This window comes from Campylobacter pinnipediorum subsp. pinnipediorum (assembly GCF_002021925.1).
Classification (GTDB): domain Bacteria; phylum Campylobacterota; class Campylobacteria; order Campylobacterales; family Campylobacteraceae; genus Campylobacter_A; species Campylobacter_A pinnipediorum.
In genome coordinates, this window is the sequence record NZ_CP012546.1 from 468,071 (window position 1) to 486,868 (window position 18,798).

Annotated in this window: 15 protein-coding genes, 5 tRNA genes and 1 pseudogene; 12 read left to right on the plus strand and 9 right to left on the minus strand. The window is 33.4% G+C overall.

The features are described 5' to 3' along the window. Positions 1-33: 33 nt before the first annotated feature. The 8 genes and pseudogenes from ureC to CPIN17260_RS02470 form a co-directional block, all read right to left on the minus strand. Positions 34-1,749 carry an urease subunit alpha gene (ureC, locus tag CPIN17260_RS02430; RefSeq protein WP_078440513.1) on the minus strand — a complete coding sequence of 572 codons (1,716 nt, stop codon included), beginning with the start codon at positions 1,747-1,749 and terminating at the stop codon, positions 34-36. Continuing rightward, positions 1,746-2,444 (minus strand): annotated as a pseudogene (ureA, locus tag CPIN17260_RS09745) (urease subunit gamma). Before ureA ends, ureC begins: the two are co-directional and overlap by 4 nt. 18 nt (positions 2,445-2,462) lie before the next feature. After that, positions 2,463-3,248, minus strand: a complete 786-nt coding sequence (locus CPIN17260_RS02445) for an urease accessory protein UreD (protein WP_069637914.1) — start codon at positions 3,246-3,248, stop codon at positions 2,463-2,465. 5 nt (positions 3,249-3,253) lie between these two features. Beyond that, a complete protein-coding gene (gene ureG / locus CPIN17260_RS02450) occupies positions 3,254-3,865 on the minus strand; it encodes an urease accessory protein UreG (protein WP_069636474.1) in 612 nt (203 codons plus the stop codon). A gap of 9 nt (positions 3,866-3,874) precedes the next feature. After that, positions 3,875-4,558, minus strand: a complete 684-nt coding sequence (locus CPIN17260_RS02455) for an urease accessory protein UreF (RefSeq protein ID WP_226996988.1) — start codon at positions 4,556-4,558, stop codon at positions 3,875-3,877. A 32-nt stretch (positions 4,559-4,590) separates the two neighbouring features. Next, positions 4,591-5,088: an urease accessory protein UreE gene (locus CPIN17260_RS02460; protein ID WP_069636476.1), complete on the minus strand. Its 498-nt coding sequence runs from the start codon at positions 5,086-5,088 to the stop codon at positions 4,591-4,593. Positions 5,089-5,274: 186 nt separating this feature from the next. Continuing rightward, entirely contained in the window at positions 5,275-8,736 is a 3,462-nt protein-coding gene (locus CPIN17260_RS02465; RefSeq protein ID WP_157887323.1) for a S8 family serine peptidase, read from the minus strand. A 113-nt stretch (positions 8,737-8,849) separates the two neighbouring features. Then, positions 8,850-9,254 (minus strand): winged helix-turn-helix transcriptional regulator, encoded by a 405-nt coding sequence (locus tag CPIN17260_RS02470; protein WP_078415705.1) that lies wholly within the window; start codon positions 9,252-9,254, stop codon positions 8,850-8,852. A 132-nt stretch (positions 9,255-9,386) separates the two neighbouring features. Between CPIN17260_RS02470 and CPIN17260_RS02475 the strand changes: the two genes are divergently transcribed. The 4 genes from CPIN17260_RS02475 to CPIN17260_RS02490 all read left to right on the plus strand — a co-directional run bounded on the left by CPIN17260_RS02475 (position 9,387) and on the right by CPIN17260_RS02490 (position 12,151). After that, positions 9,387-10,520 carry an iron-containing alcohol dehydrogenase gene (locus CPIN17260_RS02475; protein ID WP_078440931.1) on the plus strand — a complete coding sequence of 378 codons (1,134 nt, stop codon included), beginning with the start codon at positions 9,387-9,389 and terminating at the stop codon, positions 10,518-10,520. Continuing rightward, a complete protein-coding gene (locus CPIN17260_RS02480) occupies positions 10,521-10,934 on the plus strand; it encodes a DoxX family protein (RefSeq protein WP_226996990.1) in 414 nt (137 codons plus the stop codon). Further along, complete coding sequence (locus tag CPIN17260_RS02485) at positions 10,934-11,563, plus strand: NAD(P)H-dependent oxidoreductase (protein ID WP_078440516.1); 630 nt, start codon at positions 10,934-10,936, stop codon at positions 11,561-11,563. Before CPIN17260_RS02480 ends, CPIN17260_RS02485 begins: the two co-directional genes overlap by 1 nt. Before the next feature lie 93 nt (positions 11,564-11,656). Further along, positions 11,657-12,151, plus strand: coding sequence for a flavodoxin (locus tag CPIN17260_RS02490; protein WP_078440517.1), 495 nt, complete (start codon positions 11,657-11,659; stop codon positions 12,149-12,151). Positions 12,152-12,203: 52 nt separating this feature from the next. Here CPIN17260_RS02490 and CPIN17260_RS02495 read toward each other — a convergent pair whose 3' ends face one another. Beyond that, entirely contained in the window at positions 12,204-13,046 is an 843-nt protein-coding gene (locus CPIN17260_RS02495) for a biotin synthase (RefSeq protein ID WP_069632889.1), read from the minus strand. A 229-nt stretch (positions 13,047-13,275) separates the two neighbouring features. On the opposite strand from CPIN17260_RS02495, the gene CPIN17260_RS02500 reads away from it, so the two are divergent. The 8 genes from CPIN17260_RS02500 (at position 13,276) to CPIN17260_RS02535 (ending at position 18,719) form a co-directional block, all read left to right on the plus strand. Next, positions 13,276-13,353: transfer RNA gene (locus CPIN17260_RS02500), tRNA-Pro, on the plus strand. Positions 13,354-13,365: 12 nt separating this feature from the next. Further along, a tRNA-His gene (locus tag CPIN17260_RS02505) sits at positions 13,366-13,442 on the plus strand. 6 nt (positions 13,443-13,448) lie between these two features. Continuing rightward, a tRNA-Arg gene (locus CPIN17260_RS02510) sits at positions 13,449-13,525 on the plus strand. Between the two features lie 17 nt (positions 13,526-13,542). Beyond that, positions 13,543-13,619: transfer RNA gene (locus tag CPIN17260_RS02515), tRNA-Arg, on the plus strand. 11 nt (positions 13,620-13,630) lie between these two features. Next, positions 13,631-13,715: transfer RNA gene (locus tag CPIN17260_RS02520), tRNA-Leu, on the plus strand. Between the two features lie 196 nt (positions 13,716-13,911). Continuing rightward, on the plus strand, positions 13,912-15,414 hold the full coding sequence (locus CPIN17260_RS02525; RefSeq protein WP_157887324.1) for a [Fe-Fe] hydrogenase large subunit C-terminal domain-containing protein: 1,503 nt from the start codon (positions 13,912-13,914) through the stop codon (positions 15,412-15,414). Positions 15,415-15,638: 224 nt separating this feature from the next. Beyond that, complete coding sequence (locus tag CPIN17260_RS02530; protein WP_078440518.1) at positions 15,639-16,238, plus strand: hypothetical protein; 600 nt, start codon at positions 15,639-15,641, stop codon at positions 16,236-16,238. Positions 16,239-16,262: 24 nt separating this feature from the next. Next, positions 16,263-18,719, plus strand: coding sequence for a molybdopterin-dependent oxidoreductase (locus CPIN17260_RS02535; RefSeq protein ID WP_078440519.1), 2,457 nt, complete (start codon positions 16,263-16,265; stop codon positions 18,717-18,719). Positions 18,720-18,798 lie beyond the last annotated feature (79 nt).

The following is an 18,798-nucleotide window of genomic DNA, read 5'->3' on the forward strand; positions in this document are numbered from 1 at the left end:
TATTTTCTAGCCCTTTTTCGGGCTAGTTTAAGACTAAAATAGATTATAAAGTTGTGCTAAAGGTAAGTTGTTGGTCGGTTCGCATTTTGCTATTTCGCCATCTATTTTTACCTCATATGTCTCTGGGTTAACCTCTAACTTTGGCATACTATCATTAAACTTCATATCTTTTTTACCTATGTTTCGGCAATCTTTCACAGGCAATACTATCCTGCCAAGTCCTAACTTGTCTTTTACGTTGTCTTTATAAGCTGCATTTGAAACAAAACTTATGCAAGTTTGCGCTATGCCTTTTCCCAAAAATGCAAACATATTTCTATGTATAACTGGCTGTGGGGTTGGTATAGAAGCACTTGGGTCTCCTATTTGTGCTGTCATTATAAAGCCATTTTTTATAACTGTTTTTGGTCTTATTCCAAAAAACTTAGGCTCCCACACAACCAAATCTGCATACTTCCCGACCTCAACACTGCCTATATAATCGCCAATTCCTTGTGCTATGGCTGGATTTATAGTATATTTTGAGACATATCTTTTTGCTCTAAAATTATCATTATTATTTGCTTTATCTTCTTTCAAAGCACCAAATTGATCTTTCATCTTTGAAGCTGTTTGCCAAGTTCTTATAATAACTTCTCCAACTCTACCCATAGCTTGAGAGTCCGAACTCATAATAGAAAAAACACCCTTATCGTGAAGTATATCCTCAGCAGCTATTGTTTCTGGTCGTATCCTAGAATCAGCAAACGCAACATCTTCTTTTATATTTTTATCCAAATGATGGCACACCATAACCATATCCAAATGCTCATCTTCTGTGTTTATAGTATACGGCATGGTTGGGTTTGTTGAAGCTGGCAAGACATTTGGCATACTTGCTGCTACTATCTGGTCAGGAGCGTGTCCGCCACCAGCGCCTTCTGTATGAAAAAAGTGTATAGTTCTGCCTTTTATTGAAGATAGGGTATCTTCTATATTTCCCGCTTCATTAAGAGTGTCTGAGTGTATAGCAACTCCTACATCATACTCATCAGCAACGCTTAAACAATTATCTATAACAGCCTGAGTTGAGCCCCAATCCTCGTGAATTTTTAGCCCACCTGCACCTGCTTTTATCTGCTCTATAAGTGGTTCTTTTGTAGAACAATTACCCTTTGCAAGAAGCAAAATATTTACAGGAAAGCCTTCAAAAGATTTAAGCATATTTGATATATTTGACACACCAGGGGTGCAAGTTGTCGCATTTGTTCCTTCAGCTGGTCCTGTTCCACCACCAACCATAGTAGTAACGCCAGAACTAAGCGCTGTATCAACTTGTTGAGGCGTTATAAAATGTATATGGGTGTCAATGGCTCCAGCTGTTATTATCTTACCTTCCCCTGCAATTATCTCCGTTGCCGCACCTATAACTATATCAACTTTATTATTTATATCAGGATTTCCACTTTTACCTATGCCTGAAATTTTGCCATTAGTTATACTTATATCAGCTTTATAAATTCCCGTATAATCAAGTATGATAGCGTTTGTTATAACAAGATCAGCAGCTCCTGTTAGTTGTGTTGCTGTTGCTGATTGATTCATTCCGTCTCTTACAGATTTTCCACCACCAAATTGTGATTCATCTCCATAAACAGCAAAATCTTTTTCAACCTCTATGATTATATTTGTATCTCCGAGTCTGATTTTATCGCCTGTTGTTGGCCCATACATAGAGCCATATTTTTTTCTTGAAATTGTTAAACTCATTTACCAGACTCCTTATCTTGCTTATTTGCAAATCCCAATTTAATCATTTTTTCTAAAATTTCATCTACATTTTGATCGCTAACATCGCCATTTACAAGGCCATTAAAACCCATAACCTTGCATTTTCCGCCAAGCTGGGTCAAGTTTATTTTATGACTTTGCCCCGGTTCAAACCTTATGGCATTTCCAGCTGGTATATCAAGCTTGTATCCAAACGCCTTTTTACGGTCAAATTCCAAACATTTATTTACTTCAAAAAAGTGAAAATGACTTCCTATTTGAACGGCTCTATCGCCTATATTTGTCACAACTAATTGTATTGTTCTTTTATCTTTATTTAAAACAATCTCTTCATCTTTATAAAATATCTCTCCGGGTATCACTTACACTCCTTAAACTATTGGATGAGAGACGGTAACAAGCTTTGTTCCATCTGTAAAAGTAGCCTCTATTTGTACATCTTCTATCATTTCAGCAACACCTTCCATCACATCATCACGCGTTAGAATTTTTCTTCCATCTCTCATAAGCTCAGCTACCGTTTTTCCATCTCTTGCCATCTCATAAAGTTCTGCGCTTATGAGAGCAACTGATTCTGCGTAGTTTAGTTTAAGTCCTCTTGCTTTTCTTTTTCTGGCTACTTCACCAGCTGTAAATATCATAAGTCTTTCTATGTCTTTTGGTACTAAATGCACTATTTTTCTCCTTAATTTTTATAAAATTTCAATCATTAACTCAATAGCTTGCATTAAATTTTGACCCATTTTTGCAAGTATTCTGACCTGAGTATCGCCTCTATATGTGCTTGAAACACCGAAGCGAATATCTAAAATATCTTCTTGTTCTTTTAGTGTGTCGTGAATTTTTTGATTTAAGTTTTCTATATGCCTAAAATTAAATATACAAACACTAGCAAAATGATCAAATCCTTCAAAAAACCCTATCTCATTATATGCGATTTGTGTCGGTTCGATCTTGCTATTTTCAAAATAAATAAGCTCATCATCTATCTTAGCCTCTATCGAGCTTTTAAATTCTCTAAACAAAAAGCTCTCATTTTTTCCAAGTCTGCCCGCCACAAAAGACTCAGCAAACACAAGCTTTGAGCTATCATCTTCAAGTTTTATTTTTGTATTACTTAAAAATCTTGAATCCTTAAACATAATGGTTGGCAAAAAGCTGCATATTAAGGTTGAGTTTTTCCCAACACTTATTTTTGTATCTCTTTTTGCGCTCTCATTTTCGTTCATAGGATGAATTTTTTCATAAGATTGAGATATTATTTTTACATTTGTGTTGTCTTTAGCATTAAAATCATACTTTTGGCTATCTCCTTCAAGCAAACCTGGAGATGAACTCATTATCATAACTTCTGTAAAGCCATCTTCAAAAAATGGTCGCATAACCCTTAAAGGCGGAGTCATATACATATTTTTTATATCACTTACACCATTGATATTTTCAAACTCCAAGCTTAGCTCGCTAAATCTTTTAGCCATAATTCTTACTTATCATCCTCAAACAAAACATCTTTTCTTATCCAAGCAAAAAGCTCATTCAGTCCTTGTTTGCTCTTTAAATTTGTCATAGCAAAAGGTAGATTTTTTCTTTGCGCTATTGTGTCAGTTCTCATTTTTTGTAAATCAACTTCAACATAAGGTGCTAAATCTATCTTGTTTATAACAAGCATATCAGACCTTGTAATGCCAGGTCCGCCTTTTCTTGGTATATCTCCACCTTCTGCCACATCTATAACAAAAATAGTAGCGTCAGCAAGATCTGGTGAAAATGTAGCCGATAGGTTATCTCCACCACTTTCTATAAATACTATTTGCAAATCAGGATAAGCGTTTGCAAGTTCTTCAACAGCTTCTAAATTCATAGAAACATCATCTCTGATAGCTGTATGAGGACAACCACCTGTCTCAACGCCTCTAATTCTCTTTCCGTCAATAACGCCTGAGTTCTTTAAGAAATTTGCGTCTTCTTTTGTGTAGATATCATTTGTAACAACGCCAACGCTATAATCTTTTGAAAATTCCCCAACAAGTTGTTCTATAAGGTGAGTTTTACCACAGCCAACAGGACCTGCAACACCTATTTTTATATATTTCATATATCTCCTTTATGACATATAAAGTCTTGAATAAAGATACTCGTGTCTCATTGATGATATCTCAACACCAGCAAATGAGACACCAAAATCATCTTTATCCAGTGTCTTTACATCATCAACTATATCTTTAATCAAATTTTTTATATCAAATAGTATTCTTTGCCCAGCCATTTGGCTAATAGGCACGGTTTTTACAGCATTTATAGCTATCGTTGATGCCGTGCTAAAGCAAAAACTACTCAAAGCATAATCCCTATCAACCCCAGCCAAAGCACATATAACACCATAAGCAACACTATGACAAATTGGAATTTGTTTTTTGCTCAAACTCTCATTTAGCTCTTTAAAAAATCTAACATCAAAGTTTAAATCAATTTGTATTAAGGTTTTAACTAGTCTTGAACCAAGCTTTTCAGAAGCCTCTCTTAGCTCTTTTTGACTTTTTATAGCTCTTAATTTCAGGCACAAATCCCAAATCCCCTGATAATCCAGCTCCAAAGCAAACTCAAACGCCAAATAAGCAGAAAAAAGCTCGGTGTATAAAAATGACCCTTTTAGATAATTAGCCAAATATCGCTTTGTGTCTTCTTCATTTTTTATAAAACCCTCTTGAATATATGTCTCAAGTCCATAAGAGTGAGAGTATCCGCCTATTGGGAATTGGCTATCGTTTATCTGATGTAAAAAGAGCACACTATCTATGAAATTTTTAATGCCAAATCCTTTTAATGGCTATGATGGTGTGTATCTTGTGAGTTTGGCAAGATATTCATAAGTGATTTTTCGGGCGCTAGCACTCTGTGTTCTTTGCTGAGTTCTATATTCAAAACCACACTAAGCATATCTTCGATAGTCTTTTCATAAGGCGTTAAAAACTCATTTTCACTTTCTCCAAAGTATAATTTTGCATGCCTATTTCCTATCACATATCCTATACTTGCACTATTGGCAGGTGTTTTTGTTTTGATGACTAGACATAAAATTTCTGATATTTTTATAGCATATAAAGTCTGTTTTTCTTTATCTACAAAAAACACATCGCCATCGTTTAGTCCGCGAACCCTAACACTTTCATCTAATCTAAATCTAAACTCCACACCATCATCCGCGACTAATGTCTGAATTTTTTTATGTGTATGGTCGTATGATATAGTTGTATATACAAGCTTGTATTTTAAAAATTTATCTTCAAACACGCTGCCTAAAATATCAGTAATTATCATAAAACTAACCCTTATCATTGTATTTTAATATTTTAGTATTTTATTTATTATTATATCAAAAATCAATCAATGAAGATATATAAAATTTAATATTATATTTTTGTTGGCAAGAAAATAATAGTGAAAATAAATTTTGTATTTTAAAGTCAGTGTATATTAAAAATACACTGACAAATATTTAATTATTTAAAACGCATAAGAAGCACTTACTCTAAATCCGTTTTCTGCTTTCTTATCTCTTGCTTTGTATAAATTATAATCTACTCCTAAGTTAAATTTACCAAATTGTTTAGATATGCCGGTTGATAGTATATGAGTATCTCTTCTTTTTTCTCTATCATTAAATGTAAGCTTAGCACTATCCAAGGCTCTACCAACAAGGGCTTTGTTTTTGTTAAGCTGTTTTTTGTATAAGTAGCCAAGATTAAAGCTTATATCTCTTATATCAAATGGATTGGTTAGTTGATAATTTAATCCTAGCAATAAATTTGTATTATTGAGGTTTTGCTTAGGTAAGTTATATAAATCACCATTTATGTCTTTTATGGTTTTTCTTAAAAGCTCTACTCCAAAAAGTCCGCTAATGTTACTGCTTCCAAAGCTTATGCTATCTTTTGCATAAATAGCTGTTTGATAAGTGTTTTGCTTAAGCTTGTTACCATTTGTTGTATTGTCACCATAGATTTTTTCATTCGTAGCACTATATCCCAAACCAAAACCTACTTTAAAATCAGAGTTGTAGTAGTTTAGATTCATACCATTTTGTTTAAAGTCATTATCTGTAGTATAGTTAATCTTTGCTGAAAACTCATGTGATTGTTTTTTAGAACCATAACTAACTATATTTATATTATCTTTTTCATTTTTGATAAATTCATAACCAAAACCATCTTGTTTATTATTTAAGGTATTAAAGCTATTTATATCATCTATCTTATTTGATCTTTTTATGCTAGTTAGATACTCACTACCATCTAGTTTTTTAGCTAATTTTATAGCTGTTGAGCTATCACTTTGAGCTTCGGCTAATAGCTGCATAACAGAAGTATTTGTTTGTTCTAGTTTTAAAACTTCATTATTTGCAACAACTGCTGTTTCGACTTTATCTAAGTTAGGCTCTTTTTCTTTTGCTTTATCAACAGCTTTTTCTATTTTAGTTTCAACTGCGTTGTTTAATGTTACAAGATTTGTGATTGCACTTGTTCTGATAGGCGTAGAGCTTGGATTATGCCCAGCATAATCACTAAATATTGACACAGTGTATATTTCTAAACCATCTTGATTGTGCAGTGAATTATAATAAGCTTCTGGATTTGATAAATATCCAGGAACACTTATCTTATCAAACTTACCAGTAATTCCACTCTTGCTTGCTAGAACATCTTCAAAAATCTTACCATATTTAGATACATAGCCGGTTTTAACTCCATTTACTACTAAATTTCCTTCTATATCTGCATACCCTTCCACCAGAAGCGGTTGGCCTAAATAAACATATAAGCTTGCTCCACTAGTTTGTCTGTAATTGCCCTTAATAAGCATACCAAGCCCATTAAATCGACTATTTCTATTAGTAACAGTATCATAAGAGTAGTTATGTACAAAACCATTATTTAATACATTTCCAACAACTCCAGATCCATAAAGATGCGAATTATTATCTATATGAATTTTTGATTTCACAATTCCATCGACATTAAGGATTGCTCCATCTTTTAACCTAGTCCTTCCATTGTATGTATTTTTACCACTTAAAGACAAGACATTATTTGTATTTCCACCTTTAATAACAAGTCCACTATCTCCATCTATATCATTGCTAAAATTAAAAACTTGTCTGTTGCTTAAGAATTTTTCATTATGACCAAAATCAACTACAAAATCTTTTTTATAAAATTTCATAGGACCTTCTATCGCTATTTGTGGTTGAACTAAGCCCCAGCCATAAACATCATCTATACCATGTTTGCCCAAGTCTTTTGCTGTTGTTAGCAAAGTTTGTTTTATATTGTCATTTGTCATAAAAGGAAAAACTGATTTAACTAAGCCAGCAGCAGATGCAACGTATGGGGCAGCATAAGATGTTCCTTCTGCCTTAAGATATGTGTTATTGTTGTTATTGTATTGGCTTTGATATGATAATGTTCCGCTTGCTACTAAACAAAATTCCTTAAAATCTCCACAGTTGTTTGAATATTTAGCTTTGAAACCTGTGTCAGGATCAATAGCGCCGACCATTAAAAGGCTATTGTAGAGATATTTAACCTCTTCTTTATTTTTGTTTAAATATACATAATACGGTATAAATGTTGTTTTTTCGTTGTTATCATTTCCAGTAGCTTTTATAAATAGTATATCATCTGTTTTAACAAAGTCGTTTAATTTTTTAATAACTATATCAGTATTTGACCTAACAATTGAATTATCGCCAAGTTTTTTTCTTTGAACAAATTCTAACCAAGTTTCATTATCTCTTTTTGCTTCTCCAAGATCCTCAAAACCAGTTGTCCATGTTACATCTTCCCCTTTGGTTCTAAAGTTTTTTTCAACAGGATATGCCCAAGATGCATTAATTATATTATATCCATCTTTAATAGCTTTGCTAAATTGAGTCGAATTTACCATGCTACTAAAATCTAAATTTGACTCAAATGCATAAACCTTTCCATTATCAATAAACATACCAGGTGTTCTATTATTTATACGATCTTGTTTTCCAGCGATAGTAACAATCATCTCTTCTAAGTGAGAAGTTCCTTTTGTGCTACTAGGTTTATTATTATTGTCTGAAATTTTTTTATTTATAGTTAGTCTTTCTCGATCTTTTATAATCGACCCAGCCTCAAACCTTTTTTCCCTTTTTAATCTATCAATTGTTGAAACATTATTGGGATGCAGATAGTTGTCCGTAACTAAAATTTTACTTATGCCATTATTGATTAAACTTGATAATTTTTTAACATCATTAGCATTATCGATCAGGCTTTGATTATTAATTGCAACTTTAGCACCATTTCTTATTCTATTTAGTCTATTCCAGCTAAAAGCTTGTTCTATTTTTTGTCGGCTATTCCATTTATGAGATGTATCTAAATAACCGGTATTAAACCTAAGTTGCTCATTATCATTATGGGACGAAGCCAATGTCACTGGACTTGAAAAATTCGCACTTCTAAAAAAAGAATTAGAACGAAAAGCGCTTACAGTAGAATTAGGTCTAGTTTCTTTGTCTGTAATGGTATTAATAAACCTATCGGTTATTTCAGTATGTCCCACTCTGTGATCATTTAGCTTAGTCAAGGGCTGATTTGATTTTGAGTTACTATAGTGCTCAGGCCTATCTAGTACATTTTTGATCATAGCTCTAAAAGCCTGAATTGTTGTTCTTTCCAAAACAACAGGTCCAGAGATTAGTGGATAAGCTACTCCAACCATTTCTCCAGAGTTAGAAACACTTAAAGAAGAGATAGTATTAGATGAAGTATCGTTTGTGGACCTAGAGCTAGAAGGTGTTGAACCAATACTGCTAGACGGAGCATAATAATTAGTAGAAGTACTACTTCCTCCGCCACCGCCACCGCCACCACAACCAGCCAGCAGTATAGTTACAACGCTTGTTGCAAGTAATGTTGTTTTTGTTGTTTTCATAAATAATTTTCCCATATTTGTTTAAAATGATTGTGGATTATAATTACTATATTTTAATATATCAATATTTTTGTATTTAAATAATATTAAAAAATTCATTACACAAAATCTAATTATTTCTTCATATCTTCTTCTATCTTTTTACTCCTTTGACATTTTTTACTTGAAGCATTTGTATCATCAAGTATTTTGCCATTATCTTTTACATACTCAAGCCCCCATTTATACATTTCATCTAATGTTAGTTGCAGTTTTTGACCTATAGGAGTTAGGCTGTATTCTACCTTTGGTGGTACTTGTGCATAGACAGTTCTTGTTATTATATTTTTTTCTTCAAGTTCTTTTAGTTTTACTGTTAATGTCTTTTGTGTAATTTCACCAATATTATTGTGTAGTTCTTTAAATCTTTTTTTGCCATCTAGCAAATACCAAATAATAGCTAGTTTCCATCTATCGTTAAACACATCAAGTGTTATAGAAACCGGGCATTTGTACTCTTTTTCATTTACTGTATACATAATTAAAATCCTTTTAATGTAATTATTATACCATAAAATAATATTTTCTATTACTTACCTAAAGTATCGTAAAAGATATTTAAGTAATAAATGGATACTATGTTAAAAATAATTCATAAAAAAGGCAAAAGATTGAATTTTACTTATAAGAACCCAACTTTGATAGAGTTTGGTAAAGGAAAAATTGCAAATTTAAAAACTCTTATTCCAAAAGATAGGACTATTTTATTTTTGTATGGCGGCGGTAGTATTAAAAGAAACGGCATTTACGAACAAGTTATAAATGCATTACAAAATCACAATTTTGTTGAATTTGGTGGAGTTGAGCCAAATCCTACAAAAGAGACACTTGATAAAGCGGTGTTGTTTGCAAGGGAAAACAATGCGGACTTTATCCTAGCTGTTGGTGGCGGTTCTGTGATTGATGGAAGTAAATATATAGCTAGTGCATTTTACTATGATGGTGATGGTTGGGATATCTTAGAAAATAAATATATACCAACAAAAGCTCTTGGTATAGGAGCTGTGCTAACACTAGCTGCTACTGGAAGTGAGTCTAATAGTGGTGCTGTTATCACAAAAAAACAGACAAAAGAAAAAAGATTTTTCGGCTCACCTTTTACTTATCCTAGCTTTGCCGTGCTTGACCCAGATGTCTTAAAAAGTCTAGATGACAGACAAATCGTTAATGGTTTAATTGACTCTTTTGTGCATGTTTGCGAGCAGTATCTTACAATAAATCATGGATGTTTGGTTCAAGATAGATATAGTGAGGCGCTTTTGCTTTCTATACTTGAATTAATGCAGACATTTGACAAAAAAGATGACTTGTGGTATGTAAATTTAATGTGGAGTGCAAATCAAGCACTAAACGGGCTAATAGGCACTGGCGTGCCTCAAGACTGGGCTACTCATTATATCGGTCATGAGTTAAGCGGTCTTTATGGTATAGATCACGCTAGAACACTTGCTATTATTCAGCCAAATTTGTTTAGAGAGCTGCTTGATGAAAAAAGCCAAAAGCTTTTACAAATGGGTAAAAATGTTTTTGCTATGCAAACAGATGACGCAAATAAAGTTATAGACAAGATAGAAAGCTTATATCTATCTTTAGGTGTAAATTTAAAACTTTCAAGCTATACAGATGATAAGGATGTGGCACAAAAAGTCACAGAACTTTTGCATAAACATGGTTTTGATAGATTTGGCATAAATGGGTCTATCAACAAAGATGTGGTAGAAAAAATTATAAAAAGGTCTTTGTAAGTGAATAAAATCAAACTTATCTTAGGGCAAGGGCTTAGGTTTTTGTTTGCTGTTTTTATGATTTATGCAGGATGTGGACATTTTTCAAATCCTGATTTTTACATACCATTTGTGCCTAGCTTTTTGCCTTATAAGGATTTTTTCATACTTCTTTCAGGGGTTTTTGAAGTATTGTTTGGGGTAATGCTTTTATTAAAACCAGCTATTTCAAAATACTCAGCTTTGGGAATATTTTTTATGATGATAGTGTTTTTACCTATTCATATAAATGATTTCTTGGTCGATAATCCAGCCATAGGGAGTTACAAAGCAGCTTTAATTCGCCTACCATTTCAGTTTTTATTTATAGGTTGGGCATTTTTTATGTATAAATTTTTAAAAACTAGACAAAACATTAATATAAAGGAAAAATAATGCAAAACACATTTGAACAAGCAATGGATTTTAGACATGCATGCAAGGTATTTGATGAGTCAAAAAAGATAAATGACGATGATATATGTTATATACTTGAAGCTGGTAGAAAATCACCATCTTCTTTTGGTATGGAGCTTTGGAAGTTTTTAGTTATCACAAATGAAGAGCTAAAAGCCAAAATAAGACCATTTTGCTGGGATCAGCCACAAATAACCACTTGTTCGCATTTAGTTATCTTATTGTGTGATATACAAAATGCAAGAGTAGAATCAGGCATTCCAGCACAAAGATTTGCAAGAAGTAAGAAAGATAAGCAAAAGCAAGAACTATATCTTGGTATATATGCAAACCATTTAAAAGAAACTTTAAGTACAGATGAAAAAACATATGCTTGGACTTCAAAGCAAGCTTATCTAGCCGCAGCAAATATGATGACAGCTGCTGCTGTAAAGGGTATAGATTCTTGTCCTATTGAAGGTTTTAGTAAAGAAGAAGTTGAAAAAGTTTTAGGACTTGATACTAAAAAGCAACAACTTGCTCTGGTATTGCCTTTTGGTTATAGAATAAAACCACAATCAGAACAATTAAGAAAAAAATTTGATGATGTAGTTGAGTTTATTAAATAAATTTTTAATTTATGTTTTAAGTAAATTTTATTGAAATTTATTTTTGCTTGATAAAATTTCAATATACAAAATTTCTTAACAAAGGAGAATGTTATGATAGGTATTATTTATGGAACTGGAAAAGGAAGCACAGAAGCTGTTGCTAAACTTATAGCTGAAAAATTAGGTCTACCAAGTGAAGTGTTTAATATAAAAGATATAGGTGCAGATAAGATAAATAGCTATGACAAGCTTATCTTTGGAAGCTCTACAAAAGGAAAAGGCGAGCTACATGTAGATTGGGCTAAATTTGATTTTAGCAAATTAAAGCTTGATGGCAAAACAGTTGCTTGTTTTGGTCTTGGAAATGCGGTAGGGCATGCTGAAACATTTTGTGATGCATTGGCAAAATTATATGATGCGGCAAAAGAAGCTGGTGCAAATATGATAGATGCTAGTGTAAGCACAGATGGATATAACTACAAAGATACCATTTCTGTAAGAGATGGAAAATTTATAGGACTTGCTATTGATTCTGTAAATCAAGCTGATTTAACACCTTCAAGAGTTGATGCTTGGGTAGAAAAAATAAAACCAAGCTTTGAATAATCTTAAAATATCTCGTTTTTTAACGAGATATTTTTATAGGCTTTTAGTTGTTTTAATGGCACTGTTTTAAAAAGTCAAATCCTCGTTTTCTTAACTCTTTAATATCATCCGAAATATCTTCGCCTTTAGCTGTAAGATAATCACCTAAAACAATAGCGGCAACACCGTAATCAAATATATCATATTGTCTTTCTTTTAGTATTTTCTCTCTACCACCAGCTAGCATTATCCTTGTTTCTGGAAGATCAGACACACTTTGTTTTATTATCTCAAATGCTTCATCTACACTAAGTTCAGGAACATCTATATCCAAACCATCGGCTTTCATAAAAAAGTTTATAGGGCTTGAGAATGGATTTAATTCTTTTAGGCTTTTTCTAAAACTTATTCTATCATCTTCGCTTTCTCCAAGCCCGTAAATTCCACCACAGCAAAGCTCAAGTCCAATCTCTTTTGCATTAAGATTTGTTAAAAACCTATCTTCCCATGTGTGGGTAGAACATATATTTTTGAAAAAATTCTGACTTGTTTCCAAGTTGTGGTTGTAGCTAAACACGCCAGCATTTTTTAACTCTTTTAATTGCTCTTTTGTTGCTATTCCATTACAAGCTATAAGCATCAAATCAGGAACTTCTTTTTTTACAGCTCTTGCTATACTTGCTACTTTTTCTGTTTTTTCATCATCAAGCCCAGCTCCACTTGTTACCAAACAAAATCCAAGAGCGTGGTTTGCCCTTGCTATTTTTGCTTCACTAACAACTTGGCTTTCATCTTTTATTTTATATCTTTGAATTTTTGTTTTTGATTTTATATTTTGTGTGCAATACGCGCAATCTTCATCACACATACCACAGCTAAGAGAATTTATGGCGCATAACATTATTTGTTTGTTCATTAATAAACCTTATATAAATTATTTTATTAAATTTTAGTATAGCAAGTTATATTTAATTTGCTTTAAATTTTTTAAATTTAAATTTTAAAAATGGCGCTTTGTAACACAAATTATAAATTTATACAAAATATTTATCTTAAATTTTTGATTATTTCCTTGACAATTAATATTTTTTTTGATACTATAACGCTTTTTATGAGGTAGTGGCAGATAACTCATCACAACAATACGGGGTGTAGCGCAGTCTGGTTAGCGCATCTGGTTTGGGACCAGAGGGCCGAAGGTTCGAATCCTTTCACCCCGACCATGTTTTTGTATGGTGAGTGTAGCTCAGTCGGTTAGAGCATCAGATTGTGGTCCTGAGGGTCGTGGGTTCGATTCCCATCACTCACCCCATTTTGGGCGCTCGTAGCTCAATTGGATAGAGCGACAGACTTCGGATCTGTAGGTTATGGGTTCGACTCCTATCGGGCGCGCCACTTGTTCATGTTTATATGCGCTCATAGCTCAGCTGGATAGAGCAACAGCCTTCTAAGCCGTAGGTCTCAGGTTCGAATCCTGATGGGCGTACCATTCTTATTGTTGCGGATGTGGTGAAATTGGCAGACACGCCAGACTTAGGATCTGGTGCTTCACAGCGTGGAGGTTCAAGTCCTCTCATCCGCACCACTTTTTAATATTGTATTTCACCTTTTCTTCTTTTTTGTCTTTATTTATAATTTTAAACAAATGTATATATTTTTTATTGATCAATAAAAAATAATAACTATAAATGTATTTATTATTTTTTATTAAGTATTATCAAGGTAACATGCTTTAATATAATCTTTAATAAATTTAGTAATAATAAAAATAGGGGGTTGATATGGATGTTCGTACTGTTAAAACTTTTCCACCTTTTGAGGGAGCTAGAGGAGGAGATGCTGAATTTGAAGGCACCTATAGAAAAGGTGAACTTAGAGGCATTATTCAAATAAACCCTGATGGATGTGTGGCCTGTGGTATGTGTCGTAAAGTATGCCCAACCAATGCCATAGAGGGTGCGCCAAAAGTTGTTCATAAAATAGATCAAGATTTGTGTGTAGCCTGTGGTCAGTGTTTGATAAAATGTCCATTTGATGTTATAGAACAGATGAGTTTTGTTGATGAGGTTATAGCTAAGCTAGATGAAAAAAGAATGTTTATGGTTGCTCATCCAGCACCTTCCGTAAGGGTTGCTTTGGCTGAGGAGTTTGGTGGTGAACCAGGAGAACTTACTACAAATAAAATGTATAATGCATTGGAACAAGTTGGCTTTAATCTTTATGATGTAAACTTTGCTGCAGATCATACTATACTTGAAGAGGGAACAGAGCTTGTTAAAAAGATTAAGTATTGGATTTTAGGTGAAAGAGATGAGGATTTAAATCATATGGCTTCTCATCCATTTCCGCACTTTACAAGTTGCTGTCCTTCTTGGGTAAGAAATGCTGAAATTTTTCATCCTGAGTTAATTCCTCATATTTCAGGAGCAAAATCTCCGATTCAGATGGGTGGCCCTATGGCAAAGACTTGGGCAGCTAAGTTTATATGGGAACAAGATCCAAGAGATATTTATATGGTTTCTATCACTCCTTGCACATCAAAGATATATGAAGCTAGTAGACCGGAGTTTAATTCAGCTTATAAATATCTAAAAGAAACAGGAGAAATTCCAGCAGATAGTGCTAGCTTTCCTGATATAGATGCCGTTTTAACATCAAGGGATTTAGCTGAGCTTTTTAGAAGAAAAGGGATAAATCCACTTGAAATGTCATCCGAATACCCAGAAAAGCCTACAAATGTTTATTCTGGCGGTGGAACAATATTTGGAAATAGTGGTGGTGTTATGGAGTCAGCTTTAAGAACTGCTTATTATATTCTATCAGGAGAAAATCTAGAAAATCCAGATATTGCATTAGTTAGAGGTCATAGTAATGACTTGGTTGAAGCTGTTATACCTATACCTTTAAAAGATTATGATGGAAAAATATTTGAGCTAAAAGTTGGGGTTGTAAACGGTGCTTCAAAAAATATAGACACTATACTAAAACATATTTCAGAAGACAATAACAGATATCATTTTATAGAGGTTATGAACTGTCCTGGTGGATGTGTAAATGGCGGTGGTCAACCCGTTCAGCCTAAGAAAAATAAAACATATGTAACTATGAGACAAGAAGGTCTTTATAAAGATGATAAGTTATGCCAAGATAAAAAAATAGCTGGCTCTCATCAAAATCCAAGCTGCGCCAAATCTTATGCTGATTTAAACACTGAACCTATGGGGGAAGTTGCAGAAAAACTACTTCACACAAACGCTTACTTTAATAGAAAAAACTTTAACTAAGATCAAACCCACTATAATTAAAATACTTATAGTGGGTATTTTAATTTTTTAAACTCTTGATGTCTTATCTCCAACTATGTTATTTATAGTATGTAAAAAAAAATAAATATTTTTCAAAATGTAACAAAGTTGCATAAAATAACATTTTATTATAGATTTTTAATTCTGTATAAAGCCTTATAGTATTAAGATTATAATCTAATTATATTATTTAAGGATACTATATGAAAAAATCTATGGCAAGTATGCTTTTGATAGCTTGCTTTGCAAATGCCCAGCAAGGTTATTTAAGCAAACATGTTGAAATTTCAAAAGATGGTAATGTTATAGGTGTTGCCACAACTCTTACTCCTGTTGAAATTATTAGCGATAATAACGGGGTAGCGAATGTAAAAATAACAGGTTTTGTTAATGAAAACTATCAAGAAAAAATAGTTCTTGATCCAGTTAAATACGAAGAATATGCTATTTTTAGCAAAGATGGAGAAAATGCAACTTACGAGGGGGATATAAATCCATATATAAAAAATAATGGAAAAATAGAGGATGATTATGGTGAAATATGGCTAAAGGCTGAAATTTCATTTGACGTTCCAAAAGATTCTGTGGTATATGATCCAAACCCGCTTTATGCAAAAGCTAAAGGCTTGTACGAACAAACTTGTTCTGCATGTCATCATTTGCATGACACTACTGAATTCACCGTTGGTCAGTGGCCAGCAGCTATTGAAAGTATGGAGAGCGCTGGCTATATTGTTTTAGAGTCTAGTCAGCGTGATTTGATTACTAAATTTCTTCAGCATAATGCTAAAGATGTAAAATAAGAACAACTCATAAAAGGAGAAAATATGAAAAGGCGAGATTTTTTAAAATTTAGTGCAGTTACTGCTACTGTGGCACAAGCAAATCGTATAGATGGTATTACTGAAACTATTTTTGATAGCAAAAGAGTATTGGGGATTAATCGTTTTGGACCTTTTTATGCAAATTTAAATAGCGATCAAATCGTAAGTGTGGATAGCTTTGAGGGAGATGCTTTTCCAAATACTATGAATAACTCATTACCTGATCGTATCCAAAACGAAAGCCGTGTAATGTATCCTTATGTAAGAAAAAGCTACTTAGAGAAGAAAGGTCCAAACAAATCTGAACTTCGTGGACAAGATGAGTTTGTAAGGGTTAGCTGGGATGTGGCACTTGATTTGGCAGCTAAAGCTTTAAAAGAAAATTTTGATAAATATGGTCCTGAGGCTATTTATGGCGAATGCTATTGGTGGGGCGGTAGCGGTAAGGTTAGTTGGGGAAGAACAGTTGCACATAGAATGCTAAATATCTTAGGTGGATATGTAGAAGAAACTGATGATTATTCAACAGGTGCTGGTATAGCTATAATGCCTTATGTTTTTGGTTCTACTACTGTTTATGACGCTCCTACACGCTGGGAAGCCATAGTAAAAGAGTGCAAAAATGTTGTATTTTGGGGAACAGATCCGGTTCTTACAAACCAAATAGCAACAGGAGTTCCTACACACAACAACTATGAGTACTTTACTAAAATCAAAGAGCTTAAAAAAGCAGGCAAGATGACAATTACAAGCATTGATACTTATCGTAATAACACAGCGCGTTATTTAGAAAGTGATTATGTGCCTGTTCGCCCAAATACAGATACTGCTATGATGATAGGAATGTGCCATTATCTATATGAAAATAAGCTTTATGATGAAAAATTTATAAAAAAATACACAGTTGGATTTAATAAATTTAAAGATTATTTTTTAGGTAAAAACGATGGTGTGGTTAAAGACTTAAAATGGGCTAGTGCTATATGTAATGTCCCTGTTGAAAAATTAGAACAACTATGTAAAATGCTTGCAAAGGACAACTCTATACTTATAGCTGGTCGTGCATTACAAAGACAAGACCACGGAGAGCAGACATTTTGGATGATAGCAACATTATCAGCTATGCTAGGACATATAGGTAAAGTTGGTGGTGGATTTGAGTTTAGCTTGGGTTATAATGGTGGTGGTCCTAAGAGTATGATAGCGCCGGGATTAAAAGGAATGTCAGCTCTACCAAGTGAAAAATATACAACACCTGATAGCCCGTGGGTAAAAAACAAAAACTATACTATACCAACAAGTAGAAGCATTCAATCCTTAGAAACTCCTGGTGTAGAGATAGACTTTAAAGGTCGTAAGATAAAACTACCTCATATGAGAGTAGCATACAATGCAAGTGGTTCTATGTTTACACGCCACCAAGATGTGAATCGTGCTGTTAAGGCATGGAAAAAACTTGATACCGTTATCACAGCAGAGCCTTTTTGGACAAGTTGTGCGAAATTTAGCGATATAGTATTACCGGTTGCAATAGAAGGAGAAAGAACAGATATAAATAGTTCAAACTCAACAAATGAATATATATTTGCAATGAAGCCTATTATCAAGCCTATGGGAGAGAGCAAGAGCGATTTTGAAATTTGCCGTGAAATTTGTAAGCGTTGGGGCATGGAAGAGACATTTACAGAGGGCAAAGATGAGTTAGCTTGGGTTAAAGAGTTTTTTGCTGATGCTATGGAGCAAGCAAAAGGTTTAGGTTATCAAAATCTACCTAGTTTTGATGAGTTTTGGGAAAAAGGCTATGTAAGATTTGATAAAGAAGATGAGAGCAAAAAGTATTATACAAGACTTCAAGCATATAGAGAAAATCCAAATAAAAATAGACTAGGAACACCATCAGGAAAGATTGAAATTTATTCACCTGCGATCGCTAAGATGAATTATAAAGATTGTTTCGGACATCCTGCTTGGTTTGAGCCATTTGAGTGGCTGGGCGATAAGAAACAAGCTAAAAAATATCCACTAGCTATATCTAGTCCACACAGCCGTTTCCGCTTGCACTCTCAACTTAACAACTCTATCATAAGAGAGTATGCAGAGGTATCTGCTAGAGAGCCTATGATAATAAGCCCTAAGGCTGCCCAGCAAAGAGACATAAAAACAGGTGATATTGTTAGAGTGTTTAACGACAGGGGTGAAATTCTTTGTGGTGCGATAGTAAGCGATATAGCTCAAGATGATGTTGGAATCATTTGCGAAGGTGCTTGGTATGACCCAGAAGTTTGGGGTAAAAAAAGCTTATGTCAGCACGGAAATATAAATGTCTTAACAAACGACAAAGGTTCAAGTAGCTTAGGGCAAAGCAATTGTGCTCATACATTACTAGTTCAAGTTGAAAAATACAAAGGAGTAGTAAGAGAGATTAGAGCATTTGGTAAGCCAAAAATTTTAAATAAATAAAAAAATATTAAGAGGGGTAGCTTTATCTCTCTTAATATTATTTGTAAATTTTGATTAGTATTATAAGAATTCAAAAATT

Excerpts from the sequence above, each read along its gene's own strand:
- ureC (WP_078440513.1), bottom strand. The coding sequence starts at position 1,749 with ATGAGTTTAACAATTTCAAGAAAAAAATATGGCTCTATGTATGGGCCA.
- CPIN17260_RS02445 (WP_069637914.1), bottom strand. The coding sequence starts at position 3,248 with ATGGCTAAAAGATTTAGCGAGCTAAGCTTGGAGTTTGAAAATATCAAT.
- ureG (WP_069636474.1), bottom strand. The coding sequence starts at position 3,865 with ATGAAATATATAAAAATAGGTGTTGCAGGTCCTGTTGGCTGTGGTAAA.
- CPIN17260_RS02460 (WP_069636476.1), bottom strand. The coding sequence starts at position 5,088 with ATGATAATTACTGATATTTTAGGCAGCGTGTTTGAAGATAAATTTTTA.
- CPIN17260_RS02465 (WP_157887323.1), bottom strand. The coding sequence starts at position 8,736 with ATGAAAACAACAAAAACAACATTACTTGCAACAAGCGTTGTAACTATA.
- CPIN17260_RS02470 (WP_078415705.1), bottom strand. The coding sequence starts at position 9,254 with ATGTATACAGTAAATGAAAAAGAGTACAAATGCCCGGTTTCTATAACA.
- CPIN17260_RS02485 (WP_078440516.1), top strand. The coding sequence starts at position 10,934 with ATGCAAAACACATTTGAACAAGCAATGGATTTTAGACATGCATGCAAG.
- CPIN17260_RS02490 (WP_078440517.1), top strand. The coding sequence starts at position 11,657 with ATGATAGGTATTATTTATGGAACTGGAAAAGGAAGCACAGAAGCTGTT.
- CPIN17260_RS02495 (WP_069632889.1), bottom strand. The coding sequence starts at position 13,046 with ATGAACAAACAAATAATGTTATGCGCCATAAATTCTCTTAGCTGTGGT.
- CPIN17260_RS02525 (WP_157887324.1), top strand. The coding sequence starts at position 13,912 with ATGGATGTTCGTACTGTTAAAACTTTTCCACCTTTTGAGGGAGCTAGA.
- CPIN17260_RS02530 (WP_078440518.1), top strand. The coding sequence starts at position 15,639 with ATGAAAAAATCTATGGCAAGTATGCTTTTGATAGCTTGCTTTGCAAAT.
- CPIN17260_RS02535 (WP_078440519.1), top strand. The coding sequence starts at position 16,263 with ATGAAAAGGCGAGATTTTTTAAAATTTAGTGCAGTTACTGCTACTGTG.